This window comes from Bradyrhizobium sediminis (genome assembly GCF_018736085.1).
GTDB classification, from domain to species: domain Bacteria; phylum Pseudomonadota; class Alphaproteobacteria; order Rhizobiales; family Xanthobacteraceae; genus Bradyrhizobium; species Bradyrhizobium sediminis.
Map to the genome: position 1 here is coordinate 2,330,843 of NZ_CP076134.1, position 22,403 is coordinate 2,353,245.

A 22,403-nucleotide genomic window follows, 5' to 3' on the forward strand; every position below is an offset into this window, starting at 1 on the left:
TCGGAAAGGGAGAGCACCAATGGCCCAGAAGAAGCCGAAATCGCGCGCCGCGTCGAAGACCGCCGCGTCGAAGAAATCGCCGGCGCGCAAGACCGCCGCCAAAAAGGCGGCCGCCAAATCCACCGCGCGAAAAGCCATCAAGGCCAAGGACCGCAAGACCAAGGCGCGTGCGGCGCCTGCCGCCAAGCGCGCCCGCCCGAAGCAGCGCGTCGCCGTCAGCCATCACCGCGAAGAGGATTTCAAGGCCGATGGCCTGCGCGCCTACGCTATGTACCGCGATCTCGGCTTCGCCGATGCGACCGAAGGCCTGGCGCAGGCGCATGTGATCCGGCTGGTCGGACCGTGCGATCCCGATGAGGTTTCGAAACTGCACTTCCACGATGTCGAATTCCAGATGGTCTATGTCCTCAAAGGTTGGGTGAAGACCTACATGGAGGGACAGGGCGAGACCCTGATGGAGGAGGGCAGCGCCTGGATCCAACCACCCCGCATCAAGCACCTGATCATGGATTATTCCGACGACGTCGAACTGCTGGAAGTGATCCTGCCGGCGGAGTTCGATACCGTCGAACTGACGGCGTAAGCCGTCATTCCGGGGCGGCGCGAAGCGTCGAACCCGGAATCTCGAGATTCCGGGTTCAGCCCTGCGGGCTGCCCCGGAATGACGATAACTAATTCAACACCCCGACGATCGCGCCCATCAGGCAGGTCGTCAGCGTGCCCGAGACGATCGACTTCAGGCCAAGCGCATTGATCTCGTCGCGGCGCTCCGGCGCCATGGTGCCGAGCCCGCCGATCATGATGCCGAGGCTGCCGAAATTGGCAAAACCGCACATCGCATAGAGCATGATCAGCCGCGAGCGGGGCTCGAGCGCGTCGGGGCCGAGCTTCGACAGGTCGACATAGGCGATCAGTTCGTTCAGCACGGTCTTGATCCCCATCAGGCTGCCGGCGGTGACCGCCTGCGGCCACGGCAGGCCCATCAGCCAGCACACCGGCGCCATGACATAGCCGAGCATCCGCTGCATCGAGATCGCGGCGCCGCCGACGTTGGGCAACAGCCCGAGGATGGCGTTGGCGAGATAGACCAGCGCCACCAGCACGATCAGCATGGCGATGATGTTGAGCAGCAGCTCGAGCCCGGCGGTGGTGCCCTTGACGATCGCATCCATGGTGGAGGAGGCGTGGATGTCGGGATCGGCCTGCGCCACCCTGGAATCGATGAACGCCACGCGGGGATCGCCCCGGGGATCGGCCAGCGCGCCGGCGGTGCGCCTGTCCGACGTCTCCGGCACCATGATCAGGCTGACCAGGATCGCCGCCGGCGCGCCGAGCACGGAGGCGATGACGAAATGCACCGCGGCATCCGGGATCAGCGGCGCCAGCAGGGTGGCGTAGAGCACCAGCACGGTGCCGGCGATCCCGGCCATGCCGCCGGTCATGACCAGGAACAGTTCGCTGCGCGTCAGCTGCGCCAGATAGGGCCGGATGAACAGCGGCGCTTCGACCATGCCGAGAAAGATGTTGGCCGCGGTCGATAGCCCGACCGCGCCGCCGACTCGAAGCGTGCGCTCCAGCAGCCACGCCATGCCGCGCACGACCGGCGGCAGGATTTTCCAGTAGAATAAAAGCGTGGTGAGCACGCTCATGACCAGCACGACCGGCAGCGCCTGGAACGCCAGGATGAAGGCGGCGCCCGGCGCCTTCAGGTCGAACGGCAACGCAGCCCCGCCGAGATAGCCGAACACGAAGGAGGTTCCGGCGCGTGACGCTGCGGAGATGGCGCCGACGGCGTCGTTGATGACGCCAAATCCATACACCACGAACGGCAGTTTGATCAGCGCCACCGCGGTGAGAAGGGTCACGGCAAGCCCGATCGCCGCCTGCCGCAGCGACACCGCGCGGCGGTTCTCGCCGAACGCCCACGCGATCAAAAGCAATGCCAACACGCCGAACGCCGATTGAAGTTGCAGCATGATTCCCCCGCGGCCCCGGGGGATTATGGCAGCGATGGCAAGGTGTGGAAACCCGGCGCGCCCGGGCTGGATCACTCAACATGTCGTCCCGGCGAACGCCGGGACCCATACGCCGTGTCCTCTCGGTGAGAGCACCAGCGTTAGACGCCTCTTAAACCAATCAGCGCCGCGGAGTATGGGTCCCGCTTTCGCGGGGACGACAAGAGAGTGCGCTTACCCCCGGCCCACGAACGGCATCTTGGTGGCCATGACAGTCATGAACAGCACGTTGGCGTCGAGCGGCAGGCCGGCCATGTAGGCCACGGCGTCGCCGACCGCTTTCGCATCCATCCGCGGCTCCGGAATCTTGCGGCCGTCGGGCTGCAGCACGCCGGCGACCATGCGGTCGGTCATCGGGGTCGCGGCATTGCCGATGTCGACCTGGCCGACCGCGATGTCGTACATGCGGCCGTCGAGGTTGCTGGCCTTGGTCAGGCCGGTGATGGCGTGCTTGGTGGAGGTATAGGCCGCCGAGAACGGCCGCGGCGCATGCGCCGAGATCGAGCCGTTGTTGATGATGCGGCCGCCGCGCGGGGTCTGGTCCTTCATGATCCGGAACGCGTGCTGCGTGCACAAAAACGGCCCGGTCAGATTGGTGTTCACCACCGCCTGCCATTGCTCGAGGCTCAGGTCCTCGAAGTTCACCGGCGGCGCGCCCATGCCGGCATTGTTGAAGAGCACGTCGAGCCGGCCGTAGGTGTCCATCACCTTGGCGAACAGGGCTGCGATCGAGCCGGGATCGGTCATGTCGGCGGACACGCACAGGCTCTTGCCGACATTGTCGCCGAGCTTTTTGGTTTCTTCCAGCATTTCCATGCGGCGTCCGGCGAGCACCACCGTGAAGCCCGCGTTCATCAGCGCCAGCGACGCCGCGCGTCCGACGCCGGTGCCCGCACCCGTCACCACTGCAATCTTGTCGGCCATTGGTTTCCTGCCCTTGTGCTTTATGTTTTTGCGTCTGGTTCGGTCTTGTAGGGTGGTCTCGGAATATTCTGGTGCGCGGCGCGCAGCGCCGCCGACCAGCGCGAGCGCAAGTCGTGGAAATACGGCTCGCCCGCCTCGATGCGGTGATTGAGATCGGCGTCGCAGACGTCGGTGCGCACCACCAGCACGTCGATCGGTAGGCCGACGCCGAGATTGGAGCGCATGGTCGAGTCCATCGAGATCAGGCTGGTCTTCAGCGCCTCGTAGAGTTCGACGTCGTAATGCATGGCGCGGTCGAGCACCGGCTTGCCGTATTTGTGCTCGCCGATCTGCAAATAGGGCGTGTCGGTGGTGCATTCGATGAAGTTGCCGGCCGGGTACACCATGAACAGCCGCATCCGCGAGCCCTTGATCTGGCCGCCGAACAGGAACGAGACGTCGAAATTGATGTCCTCCGATTTCAGCGCGACGCCTTCGGTGGCGTGCACCGCGCGGATCGCCCGGCCGATGCGCTGCGCGGCCTGGAACATGGTCGGCGCGTTCATCAGCGTCTCGATCTCGCCGGTGTGCGGGTCTTCGAGTCCTTCGGTCAGGGTCGACAGCACCGACTGGCTGATCGCCAGATTCCCGGCGCTGGCGATTGCCATGATGCGCTCGCCAGGCTTGTTGAAGATGTGGAGCTTGCGAAAGGTCGAGACGTTGTCGAGCCCGGCATTGGTGCGGGTGTCGGCGATCATCACCAGCCCGTCCCGCACCAGCACTCCGCAACAATAGGTCATTCCCGGTCCTCGGAACCATCCGCGATGATCGACGGGAAACGTGTAGCCAATTTCAGGGGGCCATCCAACCCCAATTCCCCTTCATTCCCCTTGGCGCAGCCATCCCCGAACGGGTAGAAAACCACCCATCGTATCCGAAGCAGGGCGGCCATGCGAAAACCAGTTGTGATCGGCGGCATGATCGTGGCCGCGCAGATGTGGGGCATCTCTGCCGCCTGCGCGGGCCCCTGGGAAGACGGCATGGTGGCCTATAACCGCGGCTTACGTGCCGGCGATCCGGCTGTTCCGTCCGCTCGCCGAGACCGGAAACGCCAAGGCGCAACACCTGGTCGGGGTGATGTACCGGAAGGGGCAGGGCGTCGCGCGCAACTCGGCCCGCGCCTTCATGTGGCTCAGCCTCGCCGCCAGGCGCGGCGACGCCAGGGCCAAGGCGGAGCTGCAGCAGGTATCGCAGGCCATGAGCCCGCAGGAAATTTCACAGGCGGGCGAAATGGTGCAGACCTGCGAAGCGTCGAATTACCGGGCTTGCGAGTATTGACGTCGCCCCGTCGATTCGCGGCGCTGGTTGGCATCGCGTGTTTCAGAACCGAGAAGGCCTAGAGGCGGCTTCGCGCCGTCTCTCCGGCATGTGGTTCAGCTTCGTCGCGGGGAGCGCACTTCCTAAAGGACTAGGCGGCAGCCACGTCGCCGTCGATGTCCGTTTCCGTGACAGTTCTATTGCGGCCGGATTGTTTCGCTTGATAGAGCGCACGGTCGCATCGCTCGATCAGGGCCTCTGCCGATTCCGCCATCCGGAATTGCGCAACGCCGACTGAAACCGTGACGCTCGAAATCTCCTCGCCTGTCGCGCGTCGGGTCAGCCGCGCTTCCGAAATGCGGCGACGAATGCGTTCGGCGACCGCTGCACAAGCAGCGAGGTCGCTTCCGGGAAGCACTGCGATCAGCTCCTCCCCGCCGTAGCGAGCCGCATGATCGACATCGCGCACGCTGTCCAGCATGACCTTGGCCACCAGCCGGAGCACCTGGTCTCCGACCTGATGTCCGAAGCTGTCGTTGAATTTCTTGAAATGATCGATGTCGATCATCAGGGTGCTGAGCGGTTCGCCCGTCTCCATCGCGGCAATCAAAGCCGACCGAAAGAACTCATCCAGCGAACGCCGGTTGGCCAGCCCGGTGAGTGCATCGGTGTTCGAGCGTTGCTCTGCGAGCTTCAGCGAGTCGCGGATCTTGTCCAGTTCGTGCGACGTCTCGGCGAAATTGGCCTCCAAAGCCGAGGCCCGCGTCGTCGCCTTTGACAATTCGGTCACCAGCTTTTCGATGATCGATCTCGGATCGCTGGTTGTCTCAACTTGTGACGAGACCTCGCCGAGCGCTTCGATCTGGGTACGATTGTCGGAGATGGCTGCCGCGAGGAATTGCCTGGCGGTGGATATCACCCCTTGCAGCTGTTCGGGAAAATCACCGGCGGCGGTACCGGCATTGGACTGCGGGTTGACATAGGTCACGTAGAGTTCGTGATTGATCGCGGAATCGAATTTGCGTTTGTTGCCGATCAGAATATCGATGGTCTTTCTCAGCGCCGGCGAGGTGCCCATCGCATAGTTGAACCAGACCGCGAAATTGTTAGGCGTTGCAGGTACAGATTGTAGCGACATCGACCGGATCGCGCGGTCCGCAACCGTGGTTGCATATTCCACATCCATGTCGTTGAGGCTGTCGTCTGCCATGGTTGGTGCCGGTGATTCAGCAAAAATGCCGCCTGTATCTAAGGCATCCGAATTAAACTTTCACTAATCCTTTGCCGGGCAGGCCATTCAGATCACTGGTATTGCATCTCGTTCGCAGAAGTCGTTGCGCTGTGGAAAAGACGGCGTGGTCTGGGGAGCATCCATGGTTCACGGCTCGAACGCAGGTGCGCGCCGCCTCAGCCGATTTCCCGCGCGTCGCGCCGTCGATAGACCATCAGCATCAAGGGCGCGAGTTTGCGCAGCAATCCGTGCGCGAGGATCGGGGCAGGATCCGTGAACGGCAGCGCGAGATCCTTTTCCGGGACACCCCGCACGGCTTTGGAAAGTTCGTCGCCGAGCGACATCGTCAGCGCGACCGCGCGGCCGTTGCAGCCGGTCCAGCCATAAGCGTCAGGCCCGAGGCGGTGAATGCGCGGCAGGAAATCGGTGGTCATGCCGACATAGCCGTTCCAGACATAATCGAATTCGACTGCCCCGATCTGCGGCCACAGCCGCTGCAGGCGCTCGCCGACTCGCTGCTTGATCCTTTCCACCTTGTTGCCGGGACCGATCACGGCGCCGCCGGTGACAAGGCGATTCCGTGCGTCGTAGCGCGCAAAATAGAGTTCGCCGTGGGTATCGGACATCGCCTGCCGTCCGGGAATGATGGTTTTGCGCGCCGCCTCGGACAGCGGCTGCGTCGCCATCTGCCAGGACAGCACCGGCATGACTTCGTGTGCGATATCGGGCATCAGCGATTTCGAGAATTCGCCGGTATAGGCGTTGCTCGCCACGATCAGCGCCCGGCCGCTGATCTCGCCCTTTTCCGTTCTGACCACCCAGCGGCCGTTGCGCCGTTCGAACGAGGTTGCGGGCGAGCGCGCGTAGATTCGGCCGCCGCGTTCCAGCACGACGCGCGCCAGACCGCGCGCCAGCGCCAGCGGATTGATGTGGCCGCCGGTCTTGTTCCAGAAGCCGCCGAACCAGGCATCCGATCCCAGCATCTCCCGTGTCTGGTCGCGGGACAGCAGTTCGACCGCAGCGCCAAATTTCGACCATTGCCGCACCCGCCGCTCGGCGATCTTGATGCGCCCCGGCGAATGCACCGGCTGCACCCAGCCGGTCTGTTCGTGCTCGGCCTGGATCTGATAGCGCCGCGTGATGTCGAACAGCGTGGACGCGCTGTCGCGCAAAAGAGCGACGAAACGTTCGCCGGCGGCGCCGTGCCTTGCAATGATGTCCTCCGGGTCGGGCCGCGACAGGGTAGGGATCACCTGTCCGTTGTTGCGCCCCGAGGCACCCCAGCCCGGCTCCATGGCTTCGACGATGGTGACATCGACGCCGGCCTCGCGCAAATGCAGCGCCGTCGACAGACCCGTGAAGCCGCCGCCGATCACGATGACGTCGGTTTCCGCGTTCCCGGCGAACTCCGGCAGTTCCGGACCGGGCGGCGTCGCCGCCGCCCACAGCGAGTCGGGCCAGCGGACAGTTGCGGTATCAATCATCATCTTTCCTCGTCGATCGACGGCGGTGAAATCGGCATCGCTCCTTCGTTGCCTTGCAGACGCCGGATCGATCGGGTTAGCTTAGTGTCCAATTCATGCCGGGGAAATAACAGAGTGACACTCAAGAATGTCATCGGAATCGATCATGCCGTGGTCATGGTCAGGGATCTCGACAAGGCCGCCGCGAACTGGAAGCGGCTCGGCTTCACGATATCGCCGCGTGGCACCCACAGCGCCAAGATGGGATCGGGCAACTACACCATCATGCTCGATCCCGATTACATCGAATTGCTCGGCGTGCTGGCCGAAACCGAACACAATGCGCCGGCGCGCGCCTTTCTCGCCAAGCGCGGCGAAGGCATCGAGCGCATCGCCTTTACCGCGGTGGATTCGGCCGCCGGCGCCGAAGAGATCCGCGCGCGCGGTTATGCGGCCCTCGGCCCGACCGATTTCGAGCGGCCGGTGACCATGCCTGACGGCACGCAGTCGGCGGCCAGGTTCAGGATCTTTCAGTGGCCGATCGAGGAGGCGCCCGCGGGGGTCCGCATCTTCGCTTGCCAGCACAAGACCCGGGAAACCGTCTGGATTCCCGAACTGATGAAACACGCCAACGGCGCGAGACGGCTGAAGCAGGTTCTGATCGTTTCAACCGAGCCTGCGAAAGATGCCGCGCATCTCGGACGCCTGATCGACCGCGACGCCAAGGCAGCGCCGGATGGCGCGGTCGCGGTGCCCTCCGGTTCGGACCGCGCCGATTTCGTCTTCCTCACCAGGGAACAGGTGGCCCGGCGTTATCCCGCGGCCTCGCTGGCGGGACTACCCGAGCGCGGCGGCGCAGGCCTCGTGATTGCGACATCCGATCTCTCCGCCGCGGAGAAGGCGGCCGGCGGCTCGGCTGTCCGCAGCGGAAACGCGGTGTGCGTTCCGCCTGCGGCGGCGAACGGCACGCTGCTGGCGTTTGTCGGGGTGTAGGAACGCGCGCGCAGATTGAGACCGTCATTGCGAGGAGCAAAGCGACGAAGCAATCCACTCTTGCTCCTCGGTTATGGATTGCTTCGCGGAGCCTGTCATCGGGCGCGCATTCGCGCGACCCGTTGGCTCGCAATGACGACTGACTACGCCTTCCGCAGCGTCTTCACCCTGTCGATGATGCTGCCCAGGATGCCCTTGGGCAGGAAGATGATGAAGACCACCAGCAGCACGCCGTAGACGAGGTTGTCCCAGCCGACCGCCTTGGTGCCGAATCCGATGCGCAGGATTTCCGCGAGCAGGATGGTGATGACGGCGCCGACCGTCGGCCCGAGCGAAACATAGAGGCCGCCGACGATGACGGCGAACACCATCTGCAGCGACACCGAGATGCCGCTCACCGTGTCGGGCGAGATGAACATCTGGTACTGGCAGTAGAGCGCGCCCGACAGCGAGGTCATCAGCGCCGAGATGATCGTGATCTTGAGCTTTTCCCAGGTCACGTTGACGCCGGCAGCCGCCGCGGCGTCCTCATCCTCGGAGATCGCCTCCAGCGCATAGCGGTCCATGCTGCGGTCGACCCGGTTCCAGATCAAGAGCCCCACCGCCCAGACCCCGAGCGCGATCAGGTACCAGGTCAGCTTGTCGTCGAACTGTAGCGCCCAGAGATGGTTGCCCTTGGTGCGGTCCGGCGTGTAACCGAGCGAGCCGCCGGTATAGTCGCGCGTCGCGGTGATTACCTGCAGCACGATACCGGACAGCGCCAGCGTCACCAGCACGAAATAATGGCCGGTGATGCGGAAGCGGAAACACGGATAGGCCACGATGACAGCCAGCACGGCGGCGGCGAGCATCGCGATGGGAATGCCGATCCACGGCGACACCCCCAGATGATTCCACAACAGCGCCGTCACATAGGCGCCGACGCCCATGAACCCGCCATGGCCCAGCGACACCAGCCCGAAGCGCCCCATCATCGACCATGACGTATAGGCGAACGACCAGATCAGGATCAGGATCAGGATGTGGAGATGGTAGGGCTCGCGATAGACGAAGGGCAGCGCGATCAGCGCCGCGCCGGCAATCCAGGGCAGGGACTGACGCATGGTCACGAGCGCCTCGCCAACAGCCCGGCGGGCCTGATGAACATCATGACGATGAAGAAGGCGAAGGCCAGCACGTAGCCCCACTCCAGATCGGAGAACAGGCCGCCGAGCGAGATGATCTCGGCGAACACGAACGCCGCGACGAAGCCGCCTACGAAATTGCCGAGCCCGCCCAGCACACAGATCAGGAAGGTGATCGGTCCGAACGACAGGCCGACGAAGGGGTGGATGTCGTATTGCAGCACCAGCAGGCAGGAGGCGAGGCCGGCGAGGGCGCCGCCGAGCGCCGAGGTGATGAGATAGATCCGTTTGGTATCGACGCCCATCAGCGCCATGATCTGGCGGTCCTGCGAGATGGCGCGGATCGCGGTGCCGATATAGGTCCGTTTCATGAAGAAATAGACCAGCAGCATGCCGATCAGCGCGGCGGCGAACGCCAGCAGGCGCGAATAGCTGAAATGCATGTCGGCGAATTTCAGCACCGGCATCCGGATGCCGAGGTTGCGGAAGTCGATGCCGAACGCGACGGTGGCGAAGCTCTGCAGCACGAACAGCACGCCGCCAGTGGCGAGCAACTGGTTGATCGGCGGCGCCGAGAGCAGGGGAGCGATCACGAGCCAATGCAGCAGCGCCCCAAGTCCCGCCACCAGCAGGATCGTGAAGGGTGCTGCAACGTAATAGGGCAGCCCGAAAACCTGGACCAGGTAATACATGCCGTACATGCCGATCATGACCAGTTCGGCGTAACAGATCCAGGTCACGTCGATGACGCCGAAGATCAGGTTCAGCCCCAGCGCCAGCAGCGCCAGTACGCCGCCGAGCAGGATGCCGTTCACCATGGCTTCGAGCAGGTAGATATCGAAAATGTCCGTCATGGTGTTACCTACACTCCGAGATAGGCTTGGCGGATGGTGTCGTCGGCGAGCATCTCGCCCGATGTGCCGGAGGCGCGGATCGAGCCCGCCTCCAGCAGGTAGGCGCGATCGACCACCTTCAGCACTTGCTGCACGTTCTGCTCGACGATCAGCACGGTGAGGCCGCCGGCGCGGATGCGCTTTACCAGTTCGAACACCTGCTGCACCACGACCGGCGCGAGGCCCGCCGAGGGCTCGTCGAGCAGCAGCAATTTCGGGTCCGACATCAGCGCGCGGCCGATCGCGCACATCTGCTGCTCGCCGCCGGACATGGTGCCGGCCATCTGGTGGCGGCGCTCCTTCATGCGCGGAAACAGGTCGAACACGAAGTCCAGCCGTTCGGCATAGCGCGCCCGCGCTTCCGGCATGAAGGCGCCCATCTTCAGATTGTCTTCCACCGTCAGGCGGGGAAACAGCCGGCGATTTTCGGGCACATGGGCGATGCCGAGGCTGACGATGCGATGTTCCGGCGTTTTCAGGACGTCGGCGCCTTCCATGGTGATGGTGCCGGCGCTGGGCCGGATCAGGCCGGAGATCACCCGCATCAGGGTGGTCTTGCCGGCGCCGTTGGGGCCGATCACGCCGACCGCTTCGCCCGCCTTGACGTCGAGACTGACGCCGAACAGCGCCTGAAAGGTGCCGTAGCCTGCATCGACCGATTTCAGTTCCAGCATGCGCGCTACCCCTTACCGACGCGCTTCGGCAGCTGCGGCCTGCGTCGCATCGGCGTCGGTGCCGAGATAGACCTCGACCACCCGCGGATCGTTCGACACCTCGCTCGGCAGCCCTTCCGAAATCTTCTCGCCGTGATCCAGCACCATGACGCGGTCGACCACGCGCATCAGCACGCCCATGATGTGCTCGACCCAGATGATGGTGATGCCGAGCTCGTCGCGGATCTTGCGCAGCATGTCGGCGGCCTGGTCCATCTCGGTCTCATCGAGCCCGCCCAGGCTTTCGTCGGCCAAGAGCAGTTTCGGACCGGTCGCGAGCGCCTTGGCGAGTTCGAGCTTCTTCAGCCCGGCGGCGCCGAGCCCGTCGACCGCAGCGGTGCGGTCGGTCGGCAGCCCGACCATGCCGAGCGCGCGTTCGGCGGCTTCCTCGGCCTTGATGCGGCTGTGCTTGCCCTGGCCGAAATAGCCGGCCAGCGCCACATTCTCGAACATCGTCAGGCGGTGGAACGGCCGCGGGATCTGGAAGGTCCGGCCGATGCCGCGATTGATGATCCGGTGCGGCGCGAGACCGGAGATTTCGGCACCGGCGAATTTGATCGAGCCCGCCGACGGCTGGAACGTGCCGGAGAGCATGTTGAAGATCGTGCTCTTGCCCGAGCCGTTAGGACCGATCAGGCCGAGAATCTCGCCCTGATCGACCTTGAACGATACCTGGTTGACGGCCGTGAAGCCGCCAAACCGCTTTACCAAGCCCTCGACTTCCAGCACGACGATCCCTTTGGTGCGCAAAAAACACGCGTCAAAACAAAAGACCGGAGCCGCGGTTCTGATTTCAATCAGAACCGCGGCTCCAGGGATCGCCTATTTGTCGCTGTAGGTCGTGCCTGCCGGCAGCGGCAACACGGCCTCGCGCTGCGCCTGGCTCTTCGGCCACACCACATACGACTTGTCGTCGACATACTGGATGACCACCGGGAACGAGCGTTCGTTCTGCCCGGCCATCGGCGCGCCGTCGCCGTAGAACTTGACGCCGAAGCCGAGCATGGTGCCGCCTTCGGGAATGTCGACTTCCAGCGACGCCTTGCGCAGCGCCTCGGGATCGACGCCGCCGTATTTCTTGATGGCGCGCGGCAGCACTTCGGTCAGGAAGACGTAGGTGTTCGACGCGGCCATGCCGACATGCGCCGAGCGGATGGCAATGCCCGGCTTCGCCTTGTCGAACTCCTCACCGACCATCTTGATGACCGGCGGCAGCTTGGGATCCATGGTCTTCTGGTTGGCGAGCCAGATCGAGATCGGATCGACGTTGAAGAAGTGGTTGACGTCGCCGCCGAGGCCTTCCTTCAGCTTCTCGTAAACGCCGTAGCCTGCGCCATGGCCGACCAGGGCGCCGAATTTCAGCCCCTGTTCGCGCGCCTGGCGCAGCAGCAGCGTGATGTCGGGATTGTAGCCGGTGTGGAAGATCACGTCGGGCCGGGCACGCTTCAGCTTGGTGACGAGCGCGGAGAGATCGGGCGCGGTCGCCGAATAGCCTTCCTTCATGACGACGTTGAAGCCGGCCTTCTTGGCGCCCGCCACATTGCCCTTGGCCACATCAACGCCGTAGGCGCCATCCTCGTGGATGATGGCGACGCGCAGGTCCTTCGGCTCCTTGCCGAACTTGGCCTTGGAATTCTTTTCGATGAAGTCCATCGCGATCATGCCGAACTGATCGCCGCTCGCCTGCGGGCGGAAGATGTATTTGAAATTCTTGTTCTCGAGCACCGCCGAGGAAATGCAGGTGGTAATCCACATGAATTTCTTGAGCTGCTCGACGCGGGCGGCCACCGGCACGCACTGCGCCGACGAGAAGAAGCCGAGCAGCATGTCGACCTTTTCCTGCTCGATCAGCCGGACCGCCTCGTTGATGGCGACATCGGGTTTGCTCTGGGCGTCGGCGTAGACCGCCTCGATCTTGTAGCCTTCGACCTCCTTCTTGGCATAGGAGTCGAGCATGATCTTGGCGCCGGTGTATTGCAGCTCCGAACCGCCGCCCGCGAGCGGGCCGGTCAGGTCGTAAATCACGCCGATCTTGATTTTCTTTTCCTGGGCGTCGGCGGAAGCCGCCATCCCCAGCGCCGCTACCGCGGCAATCAACCCACCAAACACACGAGCAGCTTTAAGCACCAGCATCGAAATCCTCCCCTGGAAAATTGTGCATTGCGCTTCTTGGTTTTTGTTGTCGCCCATCACAGAGGCAGGGCCGACGGATGTCAAGCGGCAAGCGTCGCTGATCCGACACGAGAAGGCCGGACGTCATGCCAACTGACGAAAAGCTGCACATCCGCCGCCGCGCCATTGCGCAGGCGGCAAATCGGGAAAATTACGACTGGCTCTGCCGCCCGGCCTGTTCGACCCTGACCGCCACCGACAGGGTTTCCGTGCCGCCGCCGTAGCGGGTGCCACGCACCGGTGCGGCGCCGAGATAATCCAGCCCAATGGCGACGCGGGCGTGGGCATCGGTGGTGCAGATGGCGTTGGCCGGGTCGAACCCGACCCAGCCGAGATCGGGCACGAAGGCCTCCGCCCAGGCATGGCCGGCCTGCTGATGGGTCATGCCGTCGGAACGCAGGAAATGTCCGGCGACGAAGCGCGCCGGCACGCCGGCGGTGCGCGCGCAGGCGATGAAGATATGTGCGTAGTCCTGGCACACCCCGCGCTTCAGCGCGAAGGCTTCCGCCGCTGAGGTGCCGCTGTTGGTGGGGTCCTCGTCGAAGGTCATGTGCTCGTTGATCTGCATCATCAGCGCATGCAGGAAGCCGAGCACGTCGGCTTCGGATTCCGAGCGCAATTCGCGCGCAAAGGCCGCCATCGCCGGATTGACCTCGGTCAGCGAGGTCGAGCGCAGGAACAGGCTCGGCGGAAACCGCTCGTCGGTGCCGCGGAGCACGCCGCCGGTGTCGTGGGTCTCGATCAGGCCCTCGACATTGATGGTGAGGGCGGCGATCGGCCCTTCGGTCAGCACATGCGTGACATTGCCGAAGGCGTCCTGATGCACCTGGAGCCGTGAATCGGTGGAAACGTCGATCTGCCATTCGGCGACATATTGCCCGTCATGGCTGCCCGGCGTCATGCGCAGGATCTGGATCACCCCGGTGGCCGGCGGCTCATAGCGATAGATGGTGGAATGGGCAATTCGCAGGCGCATGACGCTAAGATTCCGAATCGGGTGTGAGCAGCGAAGGCTGGCGCTAGATCAGGTACTGCTTGGTGATGATTTCGCCGAGCCTCGAATTATCCGCAATGAATTCCTGGATGAACTCGTGGACGCCGTGCTGGAAGATGTCGTCCATGTGGCTGTGTTCCAGCCGGTTGCGCACGCCGCGGGCATGGCGCTGGGCGGCGCCCTGGCGGCCATAGGCGACGCCGATCTGGTCGAGGTTGCGCACCAGGTTGCCGTAGCAGCTCGCCAATGAGCGCGGCAGCGAGTCGTTGAGGATCAGCAGGTCGGCGATCAGCCACGGTTTCAGCGTTTCGCGATAGACCCAGTGATAGGCGGTCAGCGCCGAGACCGAGCGCAGGATCGAGGTCCACTGGTAGTAATCGAGCGGGCCGCCGACATGCTCTTCCTCGGGCAACAGCACGTGATACTTGACGTCGAGGATGCGGGCGGTGTTGTCGGCGCGCTCCAGATGCAGGCCGAGCCGCGAGAACCAGTAGGCGTCGTTGCGCAGCATGGTGCGGTAGGCCGAGCCGTCGAAGCGCAACGAGGTTTCCTGCACGAAGCGCAGGAACCGCGCCAGTTCCTCCCGGGTCTTGGTGCCTTTGCCCCAGACTTCCTGCAGGTCGATCCAGGCGGAGTTGATGGTGTCCCACATCTCCGATGTCAGCGCGGTCCGCACCGAGCGCGAATTGAGCCGGGCGTTTTCGATGCAGTTCTTGATCGAGGAGGGATTGCTAGGTGAGAACGACAGATAATCGACGACGTTGTGCTCGTCGGCTTCGTCGTAGACTTCGTAGAAACTGGCGCTGACGCCGGCGGTCAACAGCGCCGAATCCCATTCGTTGGTCTTGCCGATATAGGTGTTCGGCAGCGCCGTGACGCGCAGCGTCGCCTCGATGGTGCGCGCGAGATATTCCGCGCGTTCGACATAGCGGGCCAGCCAGTACAGGTTTTCGGCAGTGCGCGACAGCATGCGTCAACTCTTCTCCCTCCCCCCTTGCGGGGGAGGGTTGGGGAGGGGGGTAATTCGACGTGCGAGTGGCGAATAGCGAATGGCGAGTGGTAACGCGCGCCGGCGCGGAACGGCTGCTCGATGCCCCGTTCGCCATTCGCCATTCACTATTCGCCACTCGCGTCTATTCATCCGGAATCCAAATTCTACTCGTCCAGTATCCAAGTGTCCTTGGTGCCGCCGCCCTGGCTGGAATTCACTACCAGCGAGCCTTCCTTCAGCGCCACCCGCGTCAGCCCGCCCGGCACGATGGTGACGTGGTTGCTGCCGGTCAACACGAACGGCCTCAAGTCGACATGGCGCGGCGCGAGCCCTGATTCGGTGCAGGTCGGGCAGGTCGACAGCGCCAGCGTCGGCTGGGCGATGAAACCCTCGGGCTCGCGCTTGAGCTTGTCGCGGAAGGCCTCGATCGTGGCCTTGGTCGCCGCCGGCCCGATCAGCATGCCGTAACCGCCGGAACCGTGCACTTCCTTGACCACCAGTTCGCTCAGATGGTCGAGCACGTAGGACAGGTCCCTCGGCTCGCGGCAGCGCCAGGTCGGCACGTTCTTCAGGATAGGTTCCTCGCCGAGATAGAACTTCACGATCTCCGGCATGTAGGAATAGACCGCCTTGTCGTCGGCGATGCCGGTGCCGACCGCATTGGCGAGCGTGACGTTGCCGGCGGCATAGGCCGACATCAGCCCGGGCACGCCGAGCGCCGAATCCGGACGGAAGGTGAGGGGATCGAGAAAGTCGTCGTCGACGCGGCGGTAGATCACGTCGACCCGTTTCAGGCCCTCGGTGGTGCGCATGAACACCTCGTCGTTCTTGACGATGAGGTCGCGGCCCTCGACCAGCTCGATGCCGAGCTTGTCGGCGAGAAACGAATGCTCGTAATAGGCGGAGTTGTAGACGCCGGGCGTCATCAGCGCCACCGTCGGCTCGGCCGAGGCGCCGAGCGGCGCCACCGAGCGCAGCGCCGACAGCAATTCGTCCGGATATTTTTCCACAGGTGCGACGCGGTGGCGGGCGAACAGGTCTGGAAACAGCCGCATCATGATTTCGCGGTTTTCCAGCATGTAGGAGACGCCGGACGGCGTGCGCGCGTTGTCCTCCAGAACGAAGAACTCTTCCGGATTGACGCGGACGATGTCGATGCCGGCGATGTGCACATAGACGTCGTGCGGCACGTCCTGGCCGTTCATTTCCGGCCGGAACACCGGGTTCTGGAAGATCAGGTCGTCGGGAACGATGTTGGCGCGCAGGATGTCGCGGCCGTGATAGATGTCGCGCAGGAACATGTTGAGCGCGCGCACCCGCTGCTTCAGGCCTTTTTCGAGGATCGCCCATTCCTTGGCCGATATGATCCGCGGGATCACGTCGAAGGGTATCAGCCGCTCCTGGGCCTCGGCGTCGCCATAGACGGCAAAGGTGATGCCGATCCGGCGGAACAGCAACTCCGCCTCCTGGCGCCGATATTCCAGCGCGTCGGGCGGCGTCTCCTTCAGCCAGCGGGCCAGCTCCCGGTAGGCCGGGCGGAGGTCGCCGCCGGGCCCATTCATCTCATCGAACGCAACTGCCATATACCCCGACGCTTTTTCAAGGCCATGCGAGACAGTGCATGACTGAAAGGGATGGTAGCAAGGGCCGGGCCAGCGCGATATGCATTCACACGCGGCATTTGGTATGGGTGCTCGAGGCATTGCCTGAAAAAACGGCGGCTGGGTGCTTATTTCGGCAGCAAAACCCCGTGACTTCAATGCGTTGCTTGCGCAAAGTCACTATAGAGGGCGAGGAGAGGTTATGAGCGAGATCGTCACCGCGGGAATTCTTGTTATCGGCGACGAAATCCTGTCCGGGCGGACCAAGGACAAGAATATCGGCTTCATCGCCGAATACCTGACCAATATCGGGATCGACCTCAAGGAGGTCCGCGTCGTCGCCGACGAGGAATCCGACATCATCGCGGCGCTGGACGCGCTGCGCCATCGCTACGATTACGTCTTTACCACCGGCGGCATCGGGCCGACCCATGACGACATCACTGCCGACGCCGTCGCCAAGGCGTTCGGGGTCGGCATCGACCATCATCCCGAGGTGGTGGCCCGCTTCAAGGAGCGCTGGAGCGAACAGGACCTGAACGAGGCGCGGCTGCGCATGGCGCGGATTCCCGACGGCGCCGACCTGATCCAGAGCGCGACCATTCTCGCGCCGGGCTTCAAGATCGGCAATGTCATCGTCATGGCAGGGGTCCCCACGATCATGCAGGCGATGATGGACATCGTCGCGCCGAAGCTGAAATCGGGTGTCCGGATGCTGTCGGAATCGGTGCGCGCCAATGCGCGGGAAGGCGATGTCGGCGGTCCGTTGCGGGAAATAGCTAAGGCGCATCCCGACACCGTGATCGGCAGCTATCCGTTTCTCGACGACGAGAAGAAGCCGAACACCAATCTCGTCGTCCGTTCGCGCGATCCCGAGAAGCTGACGGCCGCGATGAACGCGGTGAAGGAAATGCTGGCGGGACTGAACGTCACCACCCGCTAGCGGATCGATCACTGAAAGCGGAGCGAGAGCAGCGTGGTGAATAATCATTCGGAACCCGGCGCGCTGGAGCGGGCCGGCAAGCCATTCCCGGTCTCATGGGACCAGTTTCACCGGGATTGCCGGGCGCTGACCTGGCGGCTCAACGAGGTCGGGCCGTTTCACGCCATCATCGCGATTACCCGCGGCGGACTGGTGCCGGCGGCGATCGTCGCGCGCGAACTCGGTCTTCGCGTGATCGATACCGTTTGCGTTGCGAGCTACGATCACGACCAGCAGGGCGAGCTGAGGGTGCTGAAAGGTGTTTCGGCCGATATCGCCAAACTCGGCGGCGGCACCGGCAAGGGGTTGCTCATCGTCGACGATCTCGTCGATACCGGCAAGACCGGGCGGCTGGTGCGCGAGATGCTGCCCGACGCGCATTTCGCTGCCGTCTACGCCAAGCCGCAGGGCCGGCCGCTGGTCGATACCTTCATCACCGAAGTGTCGCAGGACACCTGGATCCACTTTCCCTGGGACACCGCGCTGTCGTTCCAGCCGCCGATCCGCGACGGCGCGGGGTGATAAGGGTCGTCATTCCGGGGCACGCGAAGCGTGAACCCGGAATCTCGAGATTCCGGGTTCGATGCTCCGCATCGCCCCGGAATGACGGCGGGGAATGATCGGACTCGCACCATGCCGCTGCAAAACCGGGTCACGCCGACAGGCGAAATCATCGCCACCCCGCATCGCGGGATGTTCACCGGCAATCGCGGCATCATCCACGATCCCGGGACCAAAACACTGACGCGGCGCTGGGCGAGCCAGGCGTGGCTCACCTGCGTCTGCGAATTCCGGGGACGGCGGCGTGAGGTGATGGGGGGACGGAGCTGGACCGAACTGTTCTTTCTCGACGAGGCCACTGCGCTCGCAGCCGGCCATCGCCCCTGTTTCTACTGCCGCCGCGACGACGCCAACCGGTTTCGTGCAGCGTGGGAGCAGGGCAATGGCGTCAGCCGTGTTCTCGCGCGCGATATCGACGCAGTGCTTCACCGCGAGCGGCTCGACGGCGGCAAGAAGCGGCTATATGCGCTTGCGGTGCCATTGGGCGAATTGCCCGACGGCGCGATGTTGCAGGAAGGGACGGAGAGCTATCTGATCGTGCAGGGCCGGCCGCTAAAATGGTCGCCAGCCGGTTATCGCGCCGCGCCGAACACGATCTGGGGCCCCATGCTGCTGACACCGCCCTCGACCCTGCGGGCGCTCGCCGCCGGATATAGCCCGGTGCTGCATCCGAGTGCAGTGGAATTGATGGCGTAGTTGCCTCGTCATTGCGAGGAGCGAAGCGACGAAGCAATCCAACTTCCTTCTTCGCGCGGCAAGCTGGATTGCTTCGCTCCGCTCGCAATGACGGAAATTCTCACCCCAGCTCCTGCCTTGCCAGCTTCGCCCCCGCGCCGAGCGCCATCAATTTGGCCTCTGCGATATCGCGATGCATCGGCGCCATGCCGCAATTGGTGGTGGCGACGATGTTGCTGACAGGCACGAATTTCGAGACCGCCTCGATCACCTTGACCACATCCTCGGCGGTCTCGACGGTGTCGCTGGCGACATCAATGACACCGGCCTGCACGATCTTGCCCTTGAGCAAAGCGAGCAACTCCAGCGGCACCCTGGAATTGCGGCATTCGATCGCGACCTGCTGGATCGGGCTTTTGGCGATCGCCGGGAAGATATCCTCGTACTGCCGCCACTCGGCTCCCAGCGTTTCCTTCCAGTCGGTATTGGCCTTGATGCCGTAGCCGTAGCAGATGTGGACGGCGGTGGCGCAGGTCAGGCCTTCGGCGGCGCGCTCCAGCGCCTTGATGCCCCAGTCGGAGACCTCGTCCATGTAGACGTTGAAGGCGGGCTCGTCGAACTGGATCACGTCGACGCCGTCGGCCTGCAAGGCTCTCGCTTCCTCGTTGAGCAGTTCGGCAAAGGCGAACGCCATCTTGACGCGGTCGCCGTAATACTGGTCGGCGATGGTGTCGATGATGGTCATCGGGCCGGGCAGGGTGAATTTCAATTTCCGCGTGGTATGGGTGCGGGCGACGCGAGCCTCGTCGGCATGGACCCGGCCCTTCAGCCGCAACGGCGACACCACCTGCGGCACCATCGCCTTGTAGCGGTCTTTGCGGATTCCCATCTCGACCTTGTGGGCGAAATCGATGCCTTCGATCTTCTCCAGGAAGCCGTGAACGAAGTGCTGGCGCGACTGCTCGCCCTCGGTGAGGATATCGATGCCGGCGTCTTCCTGCAGTTTCAGCACCAGCAAAGTGGCGTCGCGCTTGGCCCGCGCCAGTTCCGCGCCTTTCGATTTCCAGGGCGCCCACAGCGTATTGGGCTCGGCCAGCCATTCCGGCTTCGGCAGCGAGCCTGCGATCGTGGTTGGAAACAGCATTGGCGAATCCTCGTCGTTTTGATTTGGACGTCTATCTGCCATGTCTCGCGCTCCTGGTACATATGCCCGTCGTGCCCGGCCATGACGATGCGGAGGCTTCAACCCGGCTAAACTCTGCTTTAGGGTGGCCCGATCAGGAATGGCGGAACTCCCATGATCGACCTGCACTATGCGCCGACGCCGAACGGCTGGAAAATCTCGATCATGCTGGAGGAACTCGGGCTTCCCTACACCGTGATTCCCGTCAACATCCGCTCCGGCGACCAGTTCAAGCCGGAATTTCTCGCCATCAGCCCGAACAACCGGATTCCCGCCATCGTCGACCATGCGCCCGCCGGCGGCGGCGAGCCGTTTTCGGTGTTCGAGACCGGCGCGATCCTGATTTACCTCGCCGACAAGACCGGCCGTTTTCTGCCCAGGGAAATGCGGGCGCGATCCAACGTCCTGCAATGGTTGATGTGGCAGATGAGCGGGCTCGGTCCGATGCTCGGCCAGCACGGCCATTTCGCGCTCTACGCCAGCGAGAAGATCCCCTACGCGATCGAGCGTTACCGCGACGAGGCGGCGCGGCTCTATGGCGTGCTCGACCGCCAACTGGGCAAGACCGGGGCTTACGTCGCCGGCGATGACTATTCGATCGCCGACATCGCCTGCTTCCCCTGGACCATGACCCACAAGGCGCAGGGCTTCACGCTCGACGATTACCCCAACGTCAAACGCTGGTACGCTGTAGTCCGCGCCCGGCCGCAGGTGCAGGCGGGGCTTGCGATCGGCAAATTCGTCAAGGAGCCGTTCGACGAGGAATCCCGCAGGATCATGTTCGGCCAGGCCGCGAAGGAGCTGGCGAAGCAGAAATAGGAGACCCCGTCATTGCGAGGAGCGAAGCGACGAAGCAATCCAGCTTTGCTGCGCCAAGAAGGAAGCTGGATTGCTTCGCTTCGCTCGCAATGACGGTGATAGAGCAAAGTTCAACAACGGAAATCGCGCTCAGACGCGGCAATGAGGAAACATCATGATCGAATTCTTCTTCGACTGCTCCAGCCCCTGGACCTATCTCGCCTTCCACAACATCCAGCCGGTCGCCAAGGAGTTCGGCGTCGAGATTTCGTGGCGGCCGATCCTGGTCGGCGGCATCTTCAACACCGTCAACCCGAGCGTCTATGCCTCGCGGGAGACGCCGGTGCCGCTGAAGGCGCGCTACATGAAGAAGGACCTCGCCGACTGGGCGCGCTCGGCAGGGCTTGCGATCAAGATGCCACCGACGGTGTTCCCGGTGAACAGCGTGAAAGCAATGCGCGGCTGCATCTGGTTGGGCAAGGACATGGTGCCGTTCGCGCGCGCGGTATTCGAGGCCTATTGGGGTGAAGACAAAGACATCTCGAAGGACGAAGTGCTGACCGAGGTCTGCAAAGGCGTCGGCGTCGACCCGCAAAAGTTCTTCGCCGGGATCGGCGAGCAGGCGATCAAGGATCAGCTCAAGGCCAATACGGATGAAGTGATGGCGCGCGGCGGGTTCGGCTCGCCGACCATCTTCATCGACAAGACCGACATGTATTTCGGCAACGACCGGATGCCGCTGATCCGCGAAGCGCTGCAGCGGCTCAAGGCGCGGGCGGCCTGATGCCGAAGAAAGTCGTCTGCCGCGAACTCGGTCCGCCCGAGAGCCTGCGCCTGGAAAGCTTTGCCTCGGCGCCGCTGGCGCCGGGCGAGGTGCGCGTCGCCATCCATGCCGCCGGGATCAACTTTCCCGACATCCTGATGGCGGCGGGTGAGTACCAGCTCAAGCCGCCGCTGCCGTTCACGCCGGGGGTGGAAGCCGCCGGTGAGGTCGCCGAGGTCGGCGCCGATGTCGGCGGTGTCGCGGTCGGCGACAGGGTGATCGTCAAGATGCGGCACGGCGCCTATGCCGACGAGGCCGTGGTGGCGCCGTCGCAGCTGACGCCGTTGCCGTCGACCTTCGATTACGCGGAAGGCGCGACCTTTCTCGCCGGCCATGGCACCGCCTATCACGCGCTGATCGATCGCGGCAAGGTTCAATCAGGCGAAGTGTTGCTGGTGCACGGCGCCGGCGGCGGCGTTGGACTGGCCGCGGTCGAGATGGGCAAGATGTTAGGGGCGACCGTGATCGCGGCGGCGTCATCCGAAGAAAAGCTCGCGGTCGCAAAGGCGCGCGGCGCCGACCACCTGGTGCTCTACAGCCGCGAACCATTCCGCGACGCCGTCAAGCGCATCACCGGCGGGCGCGGCGCCGATGTGGTGTTCGATCCCGTCGGAGGCGAGGTGTTCGAGAACAGCATGCGCTGTATCAATTGGGGCGCGCGGCTTCTGGTGATCGGCTTCACCGGCGGTATCGGGCTTGCCCGCACCAACCTGTTGCTGATCAAGGGCGCCAGCGTGCTCGGCGTCCGCGCCGGCGAGGCCGTGCGGCGAAATCCTGAACTGGCGGCGGTGCGGTTGAAGGCTTTGGTGGAATGGGCCGAGCAGGGGAAAATCCGTCCCAACGTCTCGCACCGCTTGCCGCTGGAAGAGTATGCGAAGGCGATGCGGCTCCTGATCGACCGCAAGGCGATCGGGCGCGTGGCGCTGACGATGCGGTAGCCCCGCCGTCATTGCGAGCGAAGCGAAGCAATC

The 22,403-nt window shown here is 63.8% G+C and carries 23 protein-coding genes; 9 read left to right on the plus strand and 14 right to left on the minus strand.

What is annotated here, in order from left to right:
- Positions 1-19: 19 nt before the first annotated feature.
- A complete protein-coding gene (locus KMZ29_RS11130; protein WP_215623722.1) occupies positions 20-583 on the plus strand; it encodes a cupin domain-containing protein in 564 nt (187 codons plus the stop codon).
- 88 nt (positions 584-671) lie between these two features.
- On the opposite strand, the gene KMZ29_RS11135 is transcribed toward KMZ29_RS11130, so the two are convergent.
- The 3 genes from KMZ29_RS11135 to KMZ29_RS11145 form a co-directional block, all read right to left on the minus strand.
- Positions 672-1,976, minus strand: coding sequence for a NupC/NupG family nucleoside CNT transporter (locus KMZ29_RS11135; protein WP_215623723.1), 1,305 nt, complete (start codon positions 1,974-1,976; stop codon positions 672-674).
- A 213-nt stretch (positions 1,977-2,189) separates the two neighbouring features.
- On the minus strand, positions 2,190-2,939 hold the full coding sequence (locus KMZ29_RS11140) for an SDR family oxidoreductase (protein ID WP_215623724.1): 750 nt from the start codon (positions 2,937-2,939) through the stop codon (positions 2,190-2,192).
- Between the two features lie 20 nt (positions 2,940-2,959).
- The gene (locus tag KMZ29_RS11145) at positions 2,960-3,718 is read right to left on the minus strand and encodes a proteasome-type protease (protein ID WP_215623725.1); all 759 of its coding nucleotides are present in this window, start codon (positions 3,716-3,718) and stop codon (positions 2,960-2,962) included.
- Between the two features lie 265 nt (positions 3,719-3,983).
- On the opposite strand from KMZ29_RS11145, the gene KMZ29_RS11150 reads away from it, so the two are divergent.
- Complete coding sequence (locus tag KMZ29_RS11150) at positions 3,984-4,256, plus strand: tetratricopeptide repeat protein (RefSeq protein ID WP_215623726.1); 273 nt, start codon at positions 3,984-3,986, stop codon at positions 4,254-4,256.
- A 130-nt stretch (positions 4,257-4,386) separates the two neighbouring features.
- Here the strand turns inward: KMZ29_RS11150 and KMZ29_RS11155 are convergent, their stop codons facing one another.
- Both KMZ29_RS11155 and KMZ29_RS11160 read right to left on the minus strand, forming a co-directional pair.
- Positions 4,387-5,373: a GGDEF domain-containing protein gene (locus KMZ29_RS11155; protein WP_215624230.1), complete on the minus strand. Its 987-nt coding sequence runs from the start codon at positions 5,371-5,373 to the stop codon at positions 4,387-4,389.
- A gap of 269 nt (positions 5,374-5,642) precedes the next feature.
- Entirely contained in the window at positions 5,643-6,950 is a 1,308-nt protein-coding gene (locus KMZ29_RS11160) for an NAD(P)/FAD-dependent oxidoreductase (RefSeq protein WP_249779895.1), read from the minus strand.
- Between the two features lie 114 nt (positions 6,951-7,064).
- Here KMZ29_RS11160 and KMZ29_RS11165 point away from each other — a divergent pair, with 114 nt between their 5' ends.
- Positions 7,065-7,922 carry a VOC family protein gene (locus KMZ29_RS11165; RefSeq protein ID WP_215623728.1) on the plus strand — a complete coding sequence of 286 codons (858 nt, stop codon included), beginning with the start codon at positions 7,065-7,067 and terminating at the stop codon, positions 7,920-7,922.
- A 143-nt stretch (positions 7,923-8,065) separates the two neighbouring features.
- Here KMZ29_RS11165 and KMZ29_RS11170 read toward each other — a convergent pair whose 3' ends face one another.
- The 8 genes from KMZ29_RS11170 to KMZ29_RS11205 form a co-directional block, all read right to left on the minus strand.
- A complete protein-coding gene (locus KMZ29_RS11170; RefSeq protein WP_215624231.1) occupies positions 8,066-9,025 on the minus strand; it encodes a branched-chain amino acid ABC transporter permease in 960 nt (319 codons plus the stop codon).
- A 2-nt stretch (positions 9,026-9,027) separates the two neighbouring features.
- Positions 9,028-9,900 carry a branched-chain amino acid ABC transporter permease gene (locus KMZ29_RS11175; protein ID WP_215623729.1) on the minus strand — a complete coding sequence of 291 codons (873 nt, stop codon included), beginning with the start codon at positions 9,898-9,900 and terminating at the stop codon, positions 9,028-9,030.
- Positions 9,901-9,908: 8 nt separating this feature from the next.
- A complete protein-coding gene (locus tag KMZ29_RS11180) occupies positions 9,909-10,613 on the minus strand; it encodes an ABC transporter ATP-binding protein (RefSeq protein WP_215623730.1) in 705 nt (234 codons plus the stop codon).
- A gap of 12 nt (positions 10,614-10,625) precedes the next feature.
- Positions 10,626-11,381 (minus strand): ABC transporter ATP-binding protein, encoded by a 756-nt coding sequence (locus tag KMZ29_RS11185; RefSeq protein WP_215624232.1) that lies wholly within the window; start codon positions 11,379-11,381, stop codon positions 10,626-10,628.
- A gap of 93 nt (positions 11,382-11,474) precedes the next feature.
- Entirely contained in the window at positions 11,475-12,785 is a 1,311-nt protein-coding gene (locus KMZ29_RS11190) for an ABC transporter substrate-binding protein (protein WP_215623731.1), read from the minus strand.
- A 190-nt stretch (positions 12,786-12,975) separates the two neighbouring features.
- On the minus strand, positions 12,976-13,800 hold the full coding sequence (locus KMZ29_RS11195; RefSeq protein ID WP_215623732.1) for a transglutaminase family protein: 825 nt from the start codon (positions 13,798-13,800) through the stop codon (positions 12,976-12,978).
- Positions 13,801-13,843: 43 nt separating this feature from the next.
- Positions 13,844-14,788: an alpha-E domain-containing protein gene (locus tag KMZ29_RS11200; RefSeq protein WP_215623733.1), complete on the minus strand. Its 945-nt coding sequence runs from the start codon at positions 14,786-14,788 to the stop codon at positions 13,844-13,846.
- Positions 14,789-14,973: 185 nt separating this feature from the next.
- Positions 14,974-16,392 carry a circularly permuted type 2 ATP-grasp protein gene (locus KMZ29_RS11205; RefSeq protein ID WP_215623734.1) on the minus strand — a complete coding sequence of 473 codons (1,419 nt, stop codon included), beginning with the start codon at positions 16,390-16,392 and terminating at the stop codon, positions 14,974-14,976.
- 220 nt (positions 16,393-16,612) lie between these two features.
- On the opposite strand from KMZ29_RS11205, the gene KMZ29_RS11210 reads away from it, so the two are divergent.
- From KMZ29_RS11210 to KMZ29_RS11220, 3 genes are all read left to right on the plus strand, one after another.
- The gene (locus KMZ29_RS11210; protein ID WP_215623735.1) at positions 16,613-17,353 is read left to right on the plus strand and encodes a competence/damage-inducible protein A; all 741 of its coding nucleotides are present in this window, start codon (positions 16,613-16,615) and stop codon (positions 17,351-17,353) included.
- A gap of 33 nt (positions 17,354-17,386) precedes the next feature.
- Complete coding sequence (gene gpt, locus KMZ29_RS11215; RefSeq protein WP_215623736.1) at positions 17,387-17,914, plus strand: xanthine phosphoribosyltransferase; 528 nt, start codon at positions 17,387-17,389, stop codon at positions 17,912-17,914.
- Positions 17,915-18,025: 111 nt separating this feature from the next.
- Entirely contained in the window at positions 18,026-18,649 is a 624-nt protein-coding gene (locus KMZ29_RS11220) for a hypothetical protein (protein ID WP_215623737.1), read from the plus strand.
- Positions 18,650-18,749: 100 nt separating this feature from the next.
- On the opposite strand, the gene KMZ29_RS11225 is transcribed toward KMZ29_RS11220, so the two are convergent.
- Positions 18,750-19,772 carry a methionine synthase gene (locus KMZ29_RS11225; RefSeq protein ID WP_215623738.1) on the minus strand — a complete coding sequence of 341 codons (1,023 nt, stop codon included), beginning with the start codon at positions 19,770-19,772 and terminating at the stop codon, positions 18,750-18,752.
- 153 nt (positions 19,773-19,925) lie between these two features.
- Here KMZ29_RS11225 and KMZ29_RS11230 point away from each other — a divergent pair, with 153 nt between their 5' ends.
- From KMZ29_RS11230 to KMZ29_RS11240, 3 genes are all read left to right on the plus strand, one after another.
- Positions 19,926-20,630, plus strand: a complete 705-nt coding sequence (locus KMZ29_RS11230; RefSeq protein ID WP_215623739.1) for a glutathione binding-like protein — start codon at positions 19,926-19,928, stop codon at positions 20,628-20,630.
- 154 nt (positions 20,631-20,784) lie between these two features.
- Positions 20,785-21,393: a 2-hydroxychromene-2-carboxylate isomerase gene (locus KMZ29_RS11235; RefSeq protein ID WP_215623740.1), complete on the plus strand. Its 609-nt coding sequence runs from the start codon at positions 20,785-20,787 to the stop codon at positions 21,391-21,393.
- Positions 21,393-22,370 carry an NADPH:quinone oxidoreductase family protein gene (locus KMZ29_RS11240; protein WP_215623741.1) on the plus strand — a complete coding sequence of 326 codons (978 nt, stop codon included), beginning with the start codon at positions 21,393-21,395 and terminating at the stop codon, positions 22,368-22,370. The genes KMZ29_RS11235 and KMZ29_RS11240 overlap by 1 nt, the downstream gene beginning before the upstream one ends.
- The last annotated feature ends 33 nt before the right edge of the window (positions 22,371-22,403 follow it).